General features: G+C 63.3%; 15 protein-coding genes. 4 read left to right on the top strand and 11 right to left on the bottom strand.

Going from position 1 to position 14,904, the window contains the following annotated elements:
• Positions 1–1,181: 1,181 nt before the first annotated feature.
• From aroQ to BRAD285_RS13325, 11 genes are read right to left on the bottom strand one after another with little or no spacing between them, the layout of a single operon-like run.
• Positions 1,182–1,622: a type II 3-dehydroquinate dehydratase gene (aroQ, locus tag BRAD285_RS13375; protein WP_006614244.1), complete on the bottom strand. Its 441-nt coding sequence runs from the start codon at positions 1,620–1,622 to the stop codon at positions 1,182–1,184.
• 13 nt (positions 1,623–1,635) lie between these two features.
• Complete coding sequence (locus BRAD285_RS13370; protein WP_006614245.1) at positions 1,636–2,382, bottom strand: amino acid ABC transporter ATP-binding protein; 747 nt, start codon at positions 2,380–2,382, stop codon at positions 1,636–1,638.
• Positions 2,383–2,438: 56 nt separating this feature from the next.
• Complete coding sequence (locus BRAD285_RS13365) at positions 2,439–3,266, bottom strand: transporter substrate-binding domain-containing protein (protein ID WP_006614246.1); 828 nt, start codon at positions 3,264–3,266, stop codon at positions 2,439–2,441.
• A 56-nt stretch (positions 3,267–3,322) separates the two neighbouring features.
• A complete protein-coding gene (locus tag BRAD285_RS13360) occupies positions 3,323–3,979 on the bottom strand; it encodes an amino acid ABC transporter permease (protein ID WP_006614247.1) in 657 nt (218 codons plus the stop codon).
• A 10-nt stretch (positions 3,980–3,989) separates the two neighbouring features.
• A complete protein-coding gene (locus BRAD285_RS13355) occupies positions 3,990–4,658 on the bottom strand; it encodes an amino acid ABC transporter permease (RefSeq protein ID WP_035648126.1) in 669 nt (222 codons plus the stop codon).
• 51 nt (positions 4,659–4,709) lie between these two features.
• Positions 4,710–5,573: a shikimate dehydrogenase gene (locus BRAD285_RS13350; RefSeq protein WP_006614249.1), complete on the bottom strand. Its 864-nt coding sequence runs from the start codon at positions 5,571–5,573 to the stop codon at positions 4,710–4,712.
• 12 nt (positions 5,574–5,585) lie between these two features.
• The gene (aroE, locus tag BRAD285_RS13345; RefSeq protein WP_006614250.1) at positions 5,586–6,413 is read right to left on the bottom strand and encodes a shikimate dehydrogenase; all 828 of its coding nucleotides are present in this window, start codon (positions 6,411–6,413) and stop codon (positions 5,586–5,588) included.
• A 3-nt stretch (positions 6,414–6,416) separates the two neighbouring features.
• Positions 6,417–7,643, bottom strand: coding sequence for a CaiB/BaiF CoA-transferase family protein (locus BRAD285_RS13340; protein WP_006614251.1), 1,227 nt, complete (start codon positions 7,641–7,643; stop codon positions 6,417–6,419).
• Positions 7,640–8,110 (bottom strand): MaoC/PaaZ C-terminal domain-containing protein, encoded by a 471-nt coding sequence (locus tag BRAD285_RS13335; RefSeq protein WP_006614252.1) that lies wholly within the window; start codon positions 8,108–8,110, stop codon positions 7,640–7,642. Before BRAD285_RS13335 ends, BRAD285_RS13340 begins: the two co-directional genes overlap by 4 nt.
• Before the next feature lie 19 nt (positions 8,111–8,129).
• Positions 8,130–8,516, bottom strand: coding sequence for a VOC family protein (locus BRAD285_RS13330; RefSeq protein ID WP_035648159.1), 387 nt, complete (start codon positions 8,514–8,516; stop codon positions 8,130–8,132).
• Positions 8,517–8,520: 4 nt separating this feature from the next.
• Positions 8,521–9,465: a ketopantoate reductase family protein gene (locus BRAD285_RS13325; protein ID WP_006614254.1), complete on the bottom strand. Its 945-nt coding sequence runs from the start codon at positions 9,463–9,465 to the stop codon at positions 8,521–8,523.
• A gap of 103 nt (positions 9,466–9,568) precedes the next feature.
• On the opposite strand from BRAD285_RS13325, the gene BRAD285_RS13320 reads away from it, so the two are divergent.
• From BRAD285_RS13320 to BRAD285_RS13305, 4 genes are all read left to right on the top strand, one after another.
• The gene (locus BRAD285_RS13320; protein WP_006614255.1) at positions 9,569–10,549 is read left to right on the top strand and encodes a LysR family transcriptional regulator; all 981 of its coding nucleotides are present in this window, start codon (positions 9,569–9,571) and stop codon (positions 10,547–10,549) included.
• A 225-nt stretch (positions 10,550–10,774) separates the two neighbouring features.
• Positions 10,775–12,274 carry a BTAD domain-containing putative transcriptional regulator gene (locus tag BRAD285_RS13315; protein WP_006614256.1) on the top strand — a complete coding sequence of 500 codons (1,500 nt, stop codon included), beginning with the start codon at positions 10,775–10,777 and terminating at the stop codon, positions 12,272–12,274.
• 192 nt (positions 12,275–12,466) lie between these two features.
• Positions 12,467–13,723: a cytochrome P450 gene (locus tag BRAD285_RS13310; protein ID WP_006614257.1), complete on the top strand. Its 1,257-nt coding sequence runs from the start codon at positions 12,467–12,469 to the stop codon at positions 13,721–13,723.
• Between the two features lie 84 nt (positions 13,724–13,807).
• A complete protein-coding gene (locus BRAD285_RS13305; RefSeq protein WP_035648129.1) occupies positions 13,808–14,887 on the top strand; it encodes a PEP/pyruvate-binding domain-containing protein in 1,080 nt (359 codons plus the stop codon).
• Positions 14,888–14,904: the final 17 nt, after the last annotated feature.

Raw genomic sequence — 14,904 nt, 5'->3', positions numbered from 1 at the left:
CGGATCTGCAAATCGATGAATGAGGTGACTTCGGCTGCAGCGATCAGCAACACGCCCCGGTCGCCGCCGAGAAGCAGCGTCCGGCGAGGCGCTTGCGCACCAGGCGACGGGCTGCGATTCTGGTTCTCATCTGGCGATCCACGGTTGGGCAATGACGGCCGCGAATATCGGCGCACGCCTCCCTCCGGTCAATGAAATGGAACTTCAAAGATCGCGAGCCGGCGCATTGTTTGTTTCAGAACCGGACACGTCGAAGCAAATTGTCGCTGATCGAGCTGCCAGTTCGGATTGCGACGAAGTCGCACGCGGTCGGGGGCTCACCCGCGACGACGTTCCGGGGTCTCTGCGCCGCGTCCGCGCCGGACATCATGCGGCATGGTTTCTCCACGTTCAAACAGCAGGTATGGCTTTGCGATCTCGCGGCGACTCGCGCCCGAGTTTGACCTGGGTGAACCTCTCCTCTTCGGAAGAAGAGGCGCAGGGAAGACCGGGTATCGGCTGATACCCGCGGTCCGCGTGCAGCAAACAAGCACGCGGCAGAACCACAGGTACAGCCCAATATCCGGCCTTCCCTGCGCGACGGTTTTGCGACTTATAGGCGCTCTCCCCGGGGACCGGCTGTCTTGCCCCCGTCGCCAGCGGATCATCATCCCCGCCGGCTTGGTCTCAGCGTCGGGAGACCAGGACCACACCACTTCGCCGTCGCCTCGCTCCGTTCGTCGGCACGGGCTGTGACACCCGGCTGCGGAGCAACGCGCCCGTCGCCTCTCCGGCTCGACGCTTCATGACGATCGCGAAACGTCCCTCTTCAACGAGCCGGGATGCGCTGAAATGTGGAGGTGATTTGCCCGACGTGGCAAGGGAGAAGTCCGCGACAAACTGGCACGACGGGCAGTTGGCGCATGCGGGGCATGCGAGGATTGCTCGTCCCGTAGATCGTTCGTTGGGACAGAGCTGGCGGCATCAAGATCAGCTGGGTTGTCTAGTGATTTCATCCCGCGTTTGGAAAACTCGCGGAACTCGCCTCTTGTAAAATCAATTGGCTTGGCAGGCATACTCCAAATGTGGAGGTGGAACGCGCTGCGAGGGGTCAGCTCAAAAGACGCGATGTTGCGCTTGTCCATGAGACCCGCTCCCATCACTGACAGGCGGACCGGTATCCTTATCCGAAACTAGTCCTTCTACTCGTCGAGCAGCTTGGCCACCCGCCGCAAGCCGAGCTGATACCCCTGAGTGCCGAAGCCTGCGATGACTCCATCAGCTCGTTTTGAGACAAACGAGTGGTGGCGAAACTCCTCGCGCTTGTGAACGTTCGAGATATGCACTTCGATCACCTTCCCTTCGAACGTATTGAGAGCATCCAGGATGGCGACCGATGTATGCGTGAAAGCCGCGGGATTCATCACGATGCCCGCGGCTGTCTCGCGCGCCTCATGAATGCAATCGATGATCTCGTATTCTCTGTTGGATTGGCGAAAGCGGATTTCCAGACCGATCTCCTCGGCCAGCGCCTGACAATCCCGCTCCACATCCGCAAGCGTCTCATGACCATAGATGTGGGGCTGACGCTTGCCGAGCAGATTCAGATTTGGCCCGTTCAGGACATAGACAAGGCGGCTCATGGACCGGCTCCATTCAGTGATGAGCGAGAATCTCACCAAGGAACTGCTTGGTGCGCGCGTGCTGAGGATTACGGAAGAAAGCGTCGGGCGCACCTTCTTCGACGATCTGCCCGTCAGCCATGAAGATCACGCGATCAGCCACTTGGCGGGCAAAGCCCATTTCGTGGGTGACGCAGATCATGGTCATGCCGTCGTTGGCGAGGCCGATCATCGTGTCGAGCACTTCCTTGACCATTTCCGGGTCGAGGGCGGACGTCGGCTCGTCGAACAGCATCACCTTGGGCTGCATGCAGAGCGCGCGCGCGATCGCGACGCGCTGTTGCTGACCGCCCGACAGCTGAGCCGGATACTTCTCGGCCTGATCGCCGATGCGCACCCGCTCGAGATATTTTCGCGCGGTCGCCTCCGCCTCGGTCTTGCTGATGCGGCGCGCGCGAATGGGCGCGAGCATGCAGTTCTGCAACACCGTCATATGCGGAAACAGATTGAAGCTCTGAAACACCATCCCGACGTCCTGACGCACGACATCGATGGCCTTGATGCTGTCGTCCAGCGTATGACCGTTGACGACGATGCTGCCTTGCTGAATCGCCTCCAGTCGGTTGATGCAACGGATCAAGGTCGACTTGCCTGAACCGGACGGGCCGCAGAGCACGATCTTTTCACCTCTGCGCACGGTGAGATCGACGTTGCGGAGAGCTTGATACCCGCCGTACCATTTCTGCACGCCGTTCATTTCAATCAGGATCTCGTCCTGCATGCTCGTCTCCGCTGTCGAGCGGCGGCCGACGCAGGTCGCGCCGGCCGCTTGCGTGGCTACTGGACGGTGAACGGAACGCCGGGGACGGAATCGGGGAAAGTCGGCACGGGCACCTTCATCCATTTGGCGTAGAAGGCAGCCAGCCTGCCGTCCGACTTGATCTGGTCGATGAACTTGTTGACCGTCTCGTTCCACTCCTTCTCACCCAGCCGCGTGCATGCGCCATTGTACAGCGCGGTGAAGTGGAGCTTGGGCTCGAATCCGAGATCCGGCTTTGCGGCGTTCAGACGCTGCGGGTAGAACAGGTTCGCACCGACGGCCTGGACCTGGCCGGATATCAGTGCCTGTATCGTGGCCGCGTCATCGTCGAATCTGCGGATCTCGGTGCCCGACGGGGCATTGTTGGTGACCTGGGTGTCTTGCGTCGAGGAGCGCGGGACCCCGATGACGTATTTGCCCATGTCCGCATTGCTGCTGATCGGCGTTGCCTTGGCCGCGACGAGCGTGATCTCGTTAGCCACATAAGGCTTGGAATACTGCACCGCCTTGGCGCGGTCCGGCAGCATGGCCATGGTCGCGAACAGGATGTCCACACGGCCCGTGGTCAGCGCCGGAATACGATTGGCCACGGCCAGCGGCGTGAATTCGGCCTTCACACCGAGGTATTCAGCGAAGGCGCGTCCCATGTCGGCATCGATGCCATCCTGTTTCCCCGAACTATCCACATAGCCCCAGGGCGGATTGTCGCCCTGGATGCCGATGACGACGACGCCCTTCTTCTTGACGTCCTCCAACGTGCCGGCCTGCACTTTGTCCGCGGTGGCGAGGGCCGCCAATGTAAGCAGCGCGACGCCAAGATGGCGCCGAGTCATCGAATTTAGCATTTGTTGTCTCCTCCTCTTTCGCGGCGGCTGTATTCTGTTGGGCAGACGCGCCGTTCCTACCTTTGACCGGCCAGGGCGAGCCTGGCTTCCATCCGGCTGCCCCACCAGGAGAGTGGCCAGCAGAGGACGAAATACATTGCGCCGACCACGCCGAAGACGAGCAGCGGCTGGAAGGTCTGGTTCGACACGATCTGGCCGGCGCGGGCGAGTTCGATGAAGCCGACGATGGCGGCGAGCGACGTGCCTTTGATTAGCTGCACGAGATAGCCGATGGTCGCCGGCAGCGAGATGCGGATCGCCTGGGGCAGCACGATGTCACGCATGCGGGATGAATAGTGCAGCCCAAGCGCCATCGCCGCCTCGGTCTGACCGCGCGGCACCGCCTGGATCGCGCCGCGCCAGATCTCGCCAAGGAAGGCCGAGGCATTCACGGTGAAGCCGATCGCCACCGCGACGAAGGCGTCGAGCTTCAGCCCGGTCAGCGCCAAGCCGTAATACACGACGAACAGCTGCAGCAGCAGCGGCGTGCCCTGGAAGACCCCGATGTAGATGCGGACGATCCATTCCACGCCCTTATGACCACAGGTGCGCAGCAATGCGACCGCCAGGCCCCCGGTACAGCCGCCCACGAAGGCGACCAGCGTCAGCAGTATCGTCCACTGCAGTCCACGCAGCAGGAAGCCGAACTCTGCGAGGCCAAAATGCGGTGCCATGATCTCCTCCTCAGCGTGTCGGATATGAGAAGAAGCGGTAAGAGATGGCCGCGAAGCCCAGCATCAACAGCCAGGAGATCGCGAGATAGAGGAAGGTCACGAAGAAGTAGACCTCGAAGCTGCGGAACGTGTCGCTTTCGATCCGCTGCGCAACCGAGGTCAATTCGTAGGCCGACACCGCCGAACAGATCGACGAGGTCAGCGTCAGCATGATGAACTGGCCGGTAAGCGAGGGATAGATCGCGCGAAGCGCGGGCTTGAGCACAATGAACCGGAAGACCTGCCCTTTGTGCAGTCCGAGCGCGTAACCAGCCTCCAGCTGCCCTTTATGGATGGACTGAACGCCACCGCGGATGATCTCGATGGCGTAGGCGCCGCCATTGACGCCGAGGGCGATGATTGCGGTCGCTGTCGGATTGAGCTTCAATCCGATGAGCGGCAGGGCAAAGAACAGAAAGAAGATCTGCACCAGGAAAGGTGTATTGCGAGCGATCTCGACAAAGCCGATCACGAGAGCACGCAGCCACGCCGCCTTCGAGTCGCGTGCCGCGACGCCGGCGACACCGATCACCATTGCAAGCGTCATTCCGGCCAGCGCAAGGCCCAACGTGCCCACGCATCCCCACAGCAGCGCGGGCATCGCATGCCAGACCACCGAGAAATCGAGCGTGTAGCTCATCATGCGTTTCCTCTCGGGCGTTGTTCGTACCGCTCGCCCATCGGCCGGGTGTCACCCTCCCAGGGATGCGAAGGTCGTGAAGAAGACGTCTGGATCCGGTGAGATGCCCGTGAACAGGCGAAATGCTTCGGTGCCCTGGAAGACCGCCATGCCGCCGCCGTCCACCGTGCGGCAGCCGAGGGCACGCGCTGCGCGCAGCAATGCGGTCTCCAGCGGAAAGTAGATGATTTCGGCGACCCAAAGACCCGGACGCAGCAAGGCTGTCGGCAACGGCGTCCCTGGATATTTGTCCATGCCGACCGGCGTCGCGTTCACAATTCCGTCTGCAGCAGCCACGGCGGCGGCGACATCCTGGCCGACCTTCAGGCGCCCCTTTTCGAAACGAGCAGACAACCCATCAACGACGCTCCGCGCCCTACCCAAGTCGACGTCTATGATCGTCAGATCCTGCACGCCGAGCTTCATGAGCGCGAACGTAACCGCCGCGCCCGCGCCACCCGCACCGAACTGGACGACGCGGCCAAGCGGAGCACCCTGCATGTTGCGGCGAAAGTTCTCGGCGAACCCGAACCAGTCGGTGTTATGGCCGGTCATACGGCCATTCCTGATGACCACGGTGTTCACCGCGCCAAGCGCTTCTGCATCCGGCGAGAGTTCGTCGAGCAGCGGAAGGATCGCTTGCTTGCAGGGATGGGTCACGTTCAGCCCGTCAAATCCCATTCGCCTTGCTGCCGTGACCAATTCAGGCAAGGCTTCGACCCCGAGCTTCAACTCGGCCAGATCGATCTTCTTGTAGAGATAACGGAGACCGGCATCATCGGCGGCGGCTTCGTGCATCGGCGGAGTGCGCGACGCCGCGATGCCGCTGCCGATCAGACCGACGAGAAAGCTTGGTTTCGGATGGACCCCCAACATCTGTCGTGCCCGTCAGGTCAAGGGAACGGTCAACTTGGCGATCACCTCAGCCGTGCTCGGCCTGACACCGCGCCACCAGACAAAGGCTTCCGCCGCCTGCTCGACCAGCATGCCGACCCCGTCCGCCAGTTTGGCGACGCCTGCGGCGCGTGCAGCCTGTAGAAAGGGAGTCAACCCCTTACCGTAGGCAAGCTCGTAGGCCAGTTCCGCACCGCGCAAGACATGGCTCGGAAGTGGCGGCATTTCGCCTCGCAGGCTGGCCGAGGTCGCATTGATGACGACGTCATAGCCTTCGGCGAGGTCGACCAGTTCGCCGTAGCCGCTGACGATGAGCGGACCACGGCCCGCAAACTCCTCAGCCAGGACGACCGCTTTCGACAGCGTTCGATTGACGAGAACCAGCTCAGCCGGTTGCTGACGCAGGAACGGCAGCAGCGCACCGCGGGCGGCTCCTCCAGCGCCGAGCATCAGGACGCGGCGGCCCTTCATCTTCACACCAAGGTTCACGGTGATGTCGCGCACAAGGCCGACACCGTCGAAATTCTCGGCAATGATCCGGTCGCCCTCGAACTTCAGGCAGTTCGCGGCGCCGGCCTGTCTTGCGCTGTCCGAAAGCTCCGTCGCATAAGCGAAGGCATCAAGCTTGAACGGGGCGGTGATGTTCAGCCCCCTGGCACCCTCGGCACGAAATTGATCGACCCTTCCGGCAAAGCCGCCGATCGGACCCTCGATGGCCTCGTAGGAGAGGTCCTGTCCAGTTGCCTCGGCGAACGTGCAGTGGATGAAGGGGGATTTGGTGAACCCGATCGGATTGCCGATGACGGCGTAGCGGTCAGTCATCGCTCACTCCGTCACTGCGGCTTCGTTGTAGAGAACGCCGTCGCGCACCATGGCATCGACATTCTCGGCCGAAAATCCGAGCGATGCAGCGATGCGGCGATTGTCCTGCCCGAGCAGGGGCGCCGGCGTGCGGATCGTGGTGTCACAGTCGGAGAAGCGGAAAGGCAGGTTCGGCAGCGTCACCTTGCCGAGCACCGGATGCTCCTGCACCACCAACATGCCACGCGCGTGAATCTGCGGATCCATGACGACCTCCTCGATGGTCTGCACCGGAGCCGACGGCACACCTGCCTGATCGAGTGCGGCGAGACAGGAGTCTCGTGACGACTGCGACATCGTCCAGTTGCGCACGATCTCCATCGCTTCGGCATAATGGGCGTTGCGCGCCGCGGGCCTGGCGAAGCGCTCATCGGCTGCCAGCGCGTCCCCGCCGATCAGCGTCGCCAAGCGCCGCCAGGCATCATCGACTTGCGCAGCGATGACCAGGTTGCCGTCCTTGGCCGGGAAGACCCCGTAGACGGTCGAGTCCGGCTGTCCACTGCCGGTCTGCTTCGGCAGGTCAGTGCCACCGGACAGGAAGTAGCGCTGAACCGCATAGTCGTGCATCGAGACCATGCAGTCGTACAACGCCAGATCGATATGCTGGCCGCGGCCGGACGACGCGCGGCCGACCAGTGCGGCATTGATCGCTGCGACACCATGAATACCGGTGTACATATCGGCGAGTGGCATCCGCAGCAGCGGCGGCGCTTCGCCGGGCGTGCCCAGTTGCGCCAAGGCGCCCGACATCGCCTCTGCGATCAAGCCAAACCCAGGACGATCAGCATAGGGACCGGTGTGGCCGTAGGCGGAGACCGAGCAGTAGATCAGTCTCGGATTGCGCGCCGACAGCGCCTTGTAACCGAGCCCGAGACGCTCGAGGGCACCGGGTCGGTAGTTCTCGATGAAGACATCGGCCGTATCGACCAGCTTCATCATCAGGTCGAGACCGCGCTTGTCGCGCAGATCGATGCACAATCCCTGCTTGCCCATGTTCTGCTGCAGGAAGTAGCCGGATTGTCCGTCCTTGAAATAGCCATGGGCGCGGCCCGCATCGCCATCCCTGGGACGCTCGACCTTGATGACCTCAGCGCCCATTGCGGCGAGACAACGGCCCATGAACGGGCCTGCCAGGAAATGGCTGTAGTCGATGACGCGGATGCCCTTGAGTGGCAGATGTTGCGCGGTCATGCCTGCTCTCCCGCGACGCTGGTCGTGGGGCGCATCGGAATCATCAGCCGGTGTTCGCCCAGTTGCACCACCTCGCCGCGCTGATTGATCAGTTCCGAGGGCAGCACCACGATGCCCCACCCTTCCCGCTTCGTCGCGCGCATCGAGCCGACGCGGAACTTCACATGCACGGTGTCGCCGAGCTTGATGGGCAGCTTGAAATCCCACGTCCAGCCCAGCGACATTCCCGGGAGAAAACGATAGTCGGCGCGAGTCTTCAAACCGTCGGCCAGCGACAGACCAAACAGCCCGTGCGCGACGCGCGTGCCGAATGGCGTGGTCTTGGCGTAGTCCTCGTCGACGTGAACAGGCGTGAAATCACCTGTCAGCTCGGCATAAGCGTTCACCATTGCTTCGGTGACCGTCACTGAGGGAGTGACGCATTCGTCGCCGACATTGGCATCGTCCCAGTAGCGCTCAGCGGTCATGTCGCATCTCCCTCTTGATCTAAGCGCGGGGGTTGATCGCCAGGGCGGCTTCTACCGCGCCTGCGCTGGCTTGCAGGATTTCGACGTTGAGCCCGCCCGGCAGCTCGAGCCAGTTCGGCCCGGCCGGCAACGCCTTGGCGCCCCAGGCTGCGGCACGGGTGAGCACGCCGTAGTAATCGTCGACCATGATTCCGAGATGGGCGAGACGGCCCTCTGGTCCGGCAAAATCCGGATCTTCGATCAGTTGCACGCTGCCGAGCACCCATACCTGGCGCGGGCGCCCGGCCATCGCGAGTTGCTCGTCGCGAATGGCAAGACCAAGTACATCGCGAAAGAAGCCGACGTGACGATCGACATCCGGCACGCGGATCGCGACGTGCTCGACATAAGCGCGCGGCAGCGACATCATCTCAGGCCTTTCCGGGATAATCGCCGCGGGCGTATTCGATGCCTTTGACCAACGCGACCAGAGTGGAGTTCACAGGGGTCGGTACGTTGAGCTTGGCGCCCCAACGCACGACGGAGCCGTGGATGTAATCGACCTCGGTGGGGTTGCCGGACTGCAGACTCTGCAACATCGACGTCTTGAACTCGGGCGGCAGCCCAGCAGACGCCATCGTCCAGGCTCGCCGCGGGTCGGTAATCGAGATCTTCACACCCGCGGCCTGCGCGACCGCGATGCCCTCCGAAATGGCGGCCAGTGCGCACTCTTCCAGGATCGGCAGCGAATAGAGGCCGCCATAGGTCAGGCCGGTTATGGCAGTCACGCCGCCGCCTGCGACGTTGATGAAGAGCTTGTCCCACATCGTGCCCAAGATGTTGTCGCTGAGCAGCGTGAGAAGGCCGGCATCATTGAAAGTCTCGGAAATTCGCAGTGCGCGTTCCGTCACGCGTCCATCGAGTTCACCGATGATGGTTTCCTTGCCGACCACCCCGGAGCGAACATGACCCGGGCCCAACAGCACGCCGCCGACGTAGGTCTTGCCGGCCATCACCCGGTCACGACCGACCTCATCCGACAGGATGTCCTCATGGCCCAGTCCGTTTTGAAGCGACATCACGACCGTCCGCGGCCCGATGATCGGCGCTGCCGCCCGGATGGCGTCGCGCGTATGGTAGGATTTGACCAGGACGATGATGAGGTCCGCCTCCGCGCCGACCTCGGCCGCCGAGGTGCAGGCAGTGACCTTCACAACGCTCTCGGCGTCACCTTCGAGCATCCTCAGGCCCGCCGCATTGATCGCGCCGACATGGGCCTGGAACGGATCGATCAGCCAGACCTCGGCCCCGCCGCGCGCCAGCGTGCCGCCGATGGTCGAGCCTAGAGCTCCTGCTCCGATAAAGCAGATCCTCATCCGAACGCGTCTCCCTCGCCTGTCTCGGCGTTGGTGGCGTTGGTATCAGGCCGGCCTACATTGTGATATACTATGAACTTTATATCCATTATTGTGAAACGCAATGACGCACCCGCACCATGCCGAGACCAACCTGCTCGCCCCGCGCCTGCTCAGGCTGTTCGACGCATTGTTCACCACAGGCAGCGTCACCAAAGCAGCCGAGAAGCTCGGTCAAAGTCAGCCGACGATCTCGATCTGGCTGGCACGGCTGCGAAAGGAATTGGACGATCCGCTCTTCGTCCGCTCAGCGGAGGGGATGCTGCCGACCCCCCGCGCCGAGGCCCTCATCGGCACGGCGAGGCAGGCCTTGGAGATGCTGCGCCGCCTCGCGGAGCTTCGCACCGATTTTGATCCGACGACCGCAAAGCGCCGGTTCGCCATCTGCATGACGGATGCAAGCCACGTCACGCTGCTCCCGTCCATTCTCGCTCACGTCCGCCGCGTTGCCCCTGGTGTTCGTATCGAGGCGACACAGATCGGCGCCGACACTCCGCGGATGCTGCAATCCGGCGAGGCCGATCTTGCACTCGGCTACATCTCGGATCTCGACGCCGGGCACTTTCAGCAGGCGCTCTTTCCGCAGGACTGGGTCTGTTTGGTGAACGCCAAACACGCTCGAATCCGCGATCGCATGACGGTCAAGGATTTCCGGCGCGAGGCGCATGTCTTCATCCGGTCAGGCACGGGACATCAGTTGCTCGCGGGCGCACTGGAGGAGCAGAAGATGGCGCCCGAGGTTGCGCTCGAGCTACCCGGCTTTTTAGGGTTACCGGCAATCGTCGGGACGACCGATCTGATCGCCACTCTCCCAAGGCACATCGGGGAAACGTTGGCTCACTATTACAGTCTGCGCGTGCTCGACTGCCCGCTGGCGATCGCCGGCTTCACGGTGAAGCAATATTGGCACGCCCGCTTCCATCACGACCTGGCAAGCCAATGGCTGCGTGGACTCTGCGCGGAGCTTTTTCAACAGCAGGAGGTACGAGGTCTCCATCGCTCCGCTCCGCCAAAGAAGCGAACGCGACGCGATTTGCGGTCCTAATGGTCCTCACATCTGTTTGACTTGTTCGCTGTCGAACTTGCGGTGTGCATTGACACGACGAGCAAAAAGCTCTTCCAAGTCACAATGCGCTTGAAATCCGCCGAGAGAACCACGTCAAGCTCGTGACGGCTGCTTGCGAAACAGGGCCTTGCATGTTTCCGACGGCCACTCTTAGACTGGCTCCAGTCTGCCGCCTCCGATAGGGGTTGTTGCGGGTGGGTACCGATGGCTGAGAACAGTTGTGTCAACCTCGCCCATTTCGCGACGCAGCAAAGACTGCTTTTTGCGGACTTCTTCAAGCACTACCTCGCCGTTGCACGCCCGTCGCGGATCTTCGTCATTGCGGCGGACGCAAAAGCGATCACGATCGCCGAGAGGCTTGCGAGGCGCGTCAGCAAGATCCGATGCGTCGAGGGCAAGAGCTTCGTCGACATGGCGCTGCTGCGGGTCCCGATCTCGTTCCGTGACGTCGCAGCCCAGATCGAGACGTGGATCTCGCCAACCCGTGATCACGGCCCTGCCATGCTCGTCGTTGACATGAGTTGGGGACTCGAGACCAACTCCGCCACCGCCAATTTCGAGGGCTGGCCGGCGCTTGCAGAGGTGCTCTCGCGGCAGTCCGTGCTGTCGATCGCCTCGCTTTACAACCGTCGACTGTTGATCGACGAGCAGTTGCTCGTCGCCCTCCGCGGCCATCCGCAGATTCTCACCAGCGCCGGACTGGTCAGCAACCCACATTGGCTTCCGTCGCGACTGCAGACGCGCGGCGCGCTGCGCGAGCAGGTCGATTTCTGGCTTGGCGCGATCGCGCCGGAGCTCCGCATCGGGACGTCTGCGGTCGCTCTGCATGCGGCCGAAGGCGCCGACCCGATGTGGCTGTTGCGCCGATCGGCGGAGGAGCCGGGAGCGGTTCATCTCGACAGCCGCGACCGCTGGAAGATCCGTTGCTTCGGCCGGCTGCGCATCTATCGCAACGATGGCAGCCAGGTGAACTGGGACCCGCCGGGCGGCGCCACCCGCAAGACCAAGACGCTGTTCGCCTATCTGCTGCAGAAAGGCGGCCACGGCGCCAGCACCGACGAGCTCGCCGATCTGCTCTGGCCCAATGCCGACGACATCGAGGCAGCGCGCAACCGCCTGTATCACACCGTGCGCTATCTCCGGCTGGCGCTGGGCCAGTCGGACGGACGCGACAGTAGCCGCAACTACGTCCGGCGCGAGGGCTCGCGCTACGTGCTGGTGCCGCCGGAGCGCAGCTGGCTCGACATTTCGACCTTCGAGCAGCTGTGCCGGCAGTCCCAGGGACATATCAAGGCCGGCGCCAGCGACGAAGCGCTGATCTGCCTGCAGGCGGCGGATCGCCTCTACACCGGCGATCTGTTCGAGGACATTCCGCTCGAATATGCCGACGACGGCGAGCGCGACTGGTGCTGGAGCAAGCGCTATTGGCTGCGCGACATGTTCTTCAAGGTGCAGCGCGACGCGGCGCGGATCTATCTCGAACGCAGCGACTACTCGGCCGCGCTTGCGCATTGCCAGAAGGCGCTCGCGATCGATCCGTTGTGCGAGATGGCGCATGCCGAGGCGATGCAGGTGTTCAAGGCGCAAGGGCGACGCGAGGCGATCGACCGCCAGTTCAAGCTCTACCTCGACTCGCTCAAGCACTTCGACAACCGGCCGAAGAGCGCCTCGCTCCAGGAGCTGCATCGCAAGCTGACGGCTTGAGCCCAGAACGCTGGCCACGGATCGATGACGCGGCCCTCGCCGGTCTCCCCGCAGCACGGCGACTGCCACGCAGAATTGACAGTTTCTCTCAATCTTTCATAGAGTTGTCGACTAAAGAAAACCCAAAGGCCGCCGTTTAGAGTGAGCCCATAACAAACGGTCGCCGTCGAGGGCGGCGAATGGGAGGACCACATGCCGGGTTCGGCTGCTCAGCTGGCGCGATGCCCCTATCACGACGCCGCAAAGGACTTCGATCCGTTCGAGATGCGCGATCCGTTCCCGTTCTACGAATGGGCACGCGCCGAGGCGCCGGTCTTCTTCTCTGACGAACTGAAATACTACGTCGTCGCGCGCCATGCCGACATCAAGGCGGTGTTCGACGACTGGCGCACCTTCTCGTCGGAGAACGCTCAGGCGCCGCTGCGTCCGATGTGTGAGGAAGGCAAGCGCATCATGCGTGAGGGCGGCTTCACCGCCTATTCCGGCCTGTCGGCTCGCGTGCCGCCCGATCACACCCGCATCCGCAAGCTGGTCCAGGGCTGCTTCGGGCCGCGCCGCTTCCGGGCAATCGAGCCGGAGATCAAGGCCATCGTCAACCAGGCGATCGACGCCTTCGCCGGGCGCGGCCATGCCGACTTCTTCCGCGAGTTCGCCTATGACGTGCCGGCGCTGGTGCTGTTCAAGCTGGTCGGCATTCCCAACATGGACGTGCCGCGCGTGAAATCCTGGGCGGTCAGCCGCGCGCTCCTGACCTGGGGCGACCTCAGCGACGACGAGCAGGTCGTGCACGCCCGCAACATGGTGGAATACTGGAACTACTGCCGCGATCTGGTGCGCCAGCGCCACGACGATCCGACCGACGATCTGCCGGGCGACCTGGTGCGGCTGCAGAAGGACGGCGCCGAGATCAGCGACGAAGAGATCGCCGGCGTGCTCTACAGCGCGCTGTTCGCCGGCCACGAGACGACGACGACCCTGATGGCCAACGGCATGCGCGAGCTGCTGCAGCGCCGCGAGAACTGGGAGGCCATCATCGCCGAGCCGCAGCTGATTTCGACCGCCGTCGAGGAATCGCTGCGCTTCAGCCCATCGATCGTGGCGTGGCGAAGGCGCGCGCTGAAGGACGCGGAGATCGGCGGCGTGCCCGTGCCGAAGGACTCCAACATCCTGCTGCTGATCGGCTCCGCCAATCGCGACGAAAGCGTGTTCTCGGCGCCGTCCCGCTTCGACGTCCGGCGCAGCGATGCGCGAAGCCATCTGGCGTTCGGCTACGGCATCCACACCTGCGTCGGCCAGCAGCTCGCCCGCATCGAGTTCGCAATCGCGCTGGGCGAGCTGACGCGTCGGCTCCCGAGCCTGCGACTGGCCGCGGACCAGACCATCGACTTCGTTCACAACATCTCGTTTCGCGTGCCGACGGCACTTCGGATCGAATGGGACGTCGCCTGACACGGCGCGTCCACCGCTCGGACGCGTGTCACAAGCAATAACAAGTCCGGAGCAGATCCGGACCACAAGGTGGGGAACAGACGCATGGGCGCCAACGCAGCCGCATCCTTCATCGTGCCGTTCGACGCCGCGCGCGAGGCCGACTTCCCGCGCATCGGCGGCAAATGCGCCAGCCTCGCGCGCATGATCGCGCAAGGCGTCCGCGTGCCCCAGGGCTTTGCGGTCGCGACCGACGCCTATGCCCTGCATCTGCGCAGCAACGGGCTCCAGGCGACGATCCGCGAGCGCCTGTCGCAGATCGTGCTCGACGACGTCGATGACGAGGAGAAGCTGTCCCACGAGATCCGCGACGTGATCATCGCCCAGCCGATGCCCGGCGTGGTCGAGCAGTCGATCCGCGAGGCCTATCGCCGGATGTCGCCCGACGGCCAACTGCCGGTGGCGGTGCGCTCCTCCGCGACAGCCGAGGATCTGCCCGATGCCAGCTTCGCCGGCCAGCAGGACACCTATCTCTGGATTGTCGGCGAGGACGCCGTGGTCGAGAAGGTCAAGGCGTGCTGGGCCAGCCTGTTCAATGCCCGCGCCATCTCCTATCGCGCCGAGAACGGGCTCGGCCAGATCGACGTGCTGATGTCGGTCGGCGTCCAAAAGATGGTCAATGCGTCAGCCGCGGGCGTCGCGATGACGCTCGATCCGATCAACGGGGATCGCACCAAGATCGTGATCGATGCCGCGTTCGGACTCGGCGAGCCCGTGGTGTCCGGCGAGATCACCCCGGACAATTTCGTCGTTGAGAAGGTGCTGCTGCAGGTAATCAAGCAGCGCATCTCGGAGAAGGATTTCGAGCTCGTCGCCGATCGCGCGGCGCGGCGCACCGTCGAGCGCGTCATCGCGCCGGAGCGGCGCACCCTGCCCTCTCTGACCAATGCCCAGGTCCTCGCCGTCGCCCGGCTCGCCAAATCGCTCGAGCGCAGCATGGGCTGCCCGCAGGATGTCGAATGGGCAATCGACGCCGATCTCCCCGAGGACGAGAATCTGGTCGCGCTGCAGAGCCGGCCCGAAACGGTGTGGAGCCAGAAGAAGAGGCAGACGACGGCCGTCTACGAGACCGGCATTGCCGGCGTACTCGGAACGCTGCTCGCTCCGGTCCAGGCCAAGCGCTGAGCATCACGACAACGAAT

Origin of the sequence: Bradyrhizobium sp. ORS 285 (assembly GCF_900176205.1) — a bacterium.
Taxonomy (GTDB): Bacteria; Pseudomonadota; Alphaproteobacteria; order Rhizobiales; family Xanthobacteraceae; genus Bradyrhizobium.
This window is presented reverse-complemented; position numbering and strand designations above follow the sequence as displayed.

Bases quoted from the DNA above. Each gene is read 5' to 3' on its own strand.
- BRAD285_RS13310 (WP_006614257.1), top strand. From the start codon at position 12,467: ATGCCGGGTTCGGCTGCTCAGCTGGCGCGATGCCCCTATCACGACGCC.
- BRAD285_RS13350 (WP_006614249.1), bottom strand. From the start codon at position 5,573: ATGTTGGGGGTCCATCCGAAACCAAGCTTTCTCGTCGGTCTGATCGGC.
- BRAD285_RS13370 (WP_006614245.1), bottom strand. From the start codon at position 2,382: ATGCAGGACGAGATCCTGATTGAAATGAACGGCGTGCAGAAATGGTAC.
- aroE (WP_006614250.1), bottom strand. From the start codon at position 6,413: ATGACTGACCGCTACGCCGTCATCGGCAATCCGATCGGGTTCACCAAA.
- BRAD285_RS13330 (WP_035648159.1), bottom strand. From the start codon at position 8,516: ATGTCGCTGCCGCGCGCTTATGTCGAGCACGTCGCGATCCGCGTGCCG.
- BRAD285_RS13335 (WP_006614252.1), bottom strand. From the start codon at position 8,110: ATGACCGCTGAGCGCTACTGGGACGATGCCAATGTCGGCGACGAATGC.
- BRAD285_RS13315 (WP_006614256.1), top strand. From the start codon at position 10,775: ATGGCTGAGAACAGTTGTGTCAACCTCGCCCATTTCGCGACGCAGCAA.
- BRAD285_RS13325 (WP_006614254.1), bottom strand. From the start codon at position 9,465: ATGAGGATCTGCTTTATCGGAGCAGGAGCTCTAGGCTCGACCATCGGC.
- BRAD285_RS13305 (WP_035648129.1), top strand. From the start codon at position 13,808: ATGGGCGCCAACGCAGCCGCATCCTTCATCGTGCCGTTCGACGCCGCG.
- BRAD285_RS13320 (WP_006614255.1), top strand. From the start codon at position 9,569: ATGACGCACCCGCACCATGCCGAGACCAACCTGCTCGCCCCGCGCCTG.
- BRAD285_RS13365 (WP_006614246.1), bottom strand. From the start codon at position 3,266: ATGCTAAATTCGATGACTCGGCGCCATCTTGGCGTCGCGCTGCTTACA.
- BRAD285_RS13340 (WP_006614251.1), bottom strand. From the start codon at position 7,643: ATGACCGCGCAACATCTGCCACTCAAGGGCATCCGCGTCATCGACTAC.
- aroQ (WP_006614244.1), bottom strand. From the start codon at position 1,622: ATGAGCCGCCTTGTCTATGTCCTGAACGGGCCAAATCTGAATCTGCTC.
- BRAD285_RS13360 (WP_006614247.1), bottom strand. From the start codon at position 3,979: ATGGCACCGCATTTTGGCCTCGCAGAGTTCGGCTTCCTGCTGCGTGGA.
- BRAD285_RS13355 (WP_035648126.1), bottom strand. From the start codon at position 4,658: ATGAGCTACACGCTCGATTTCTCGGTGGTCTGGCATGCGATGCCCGCG.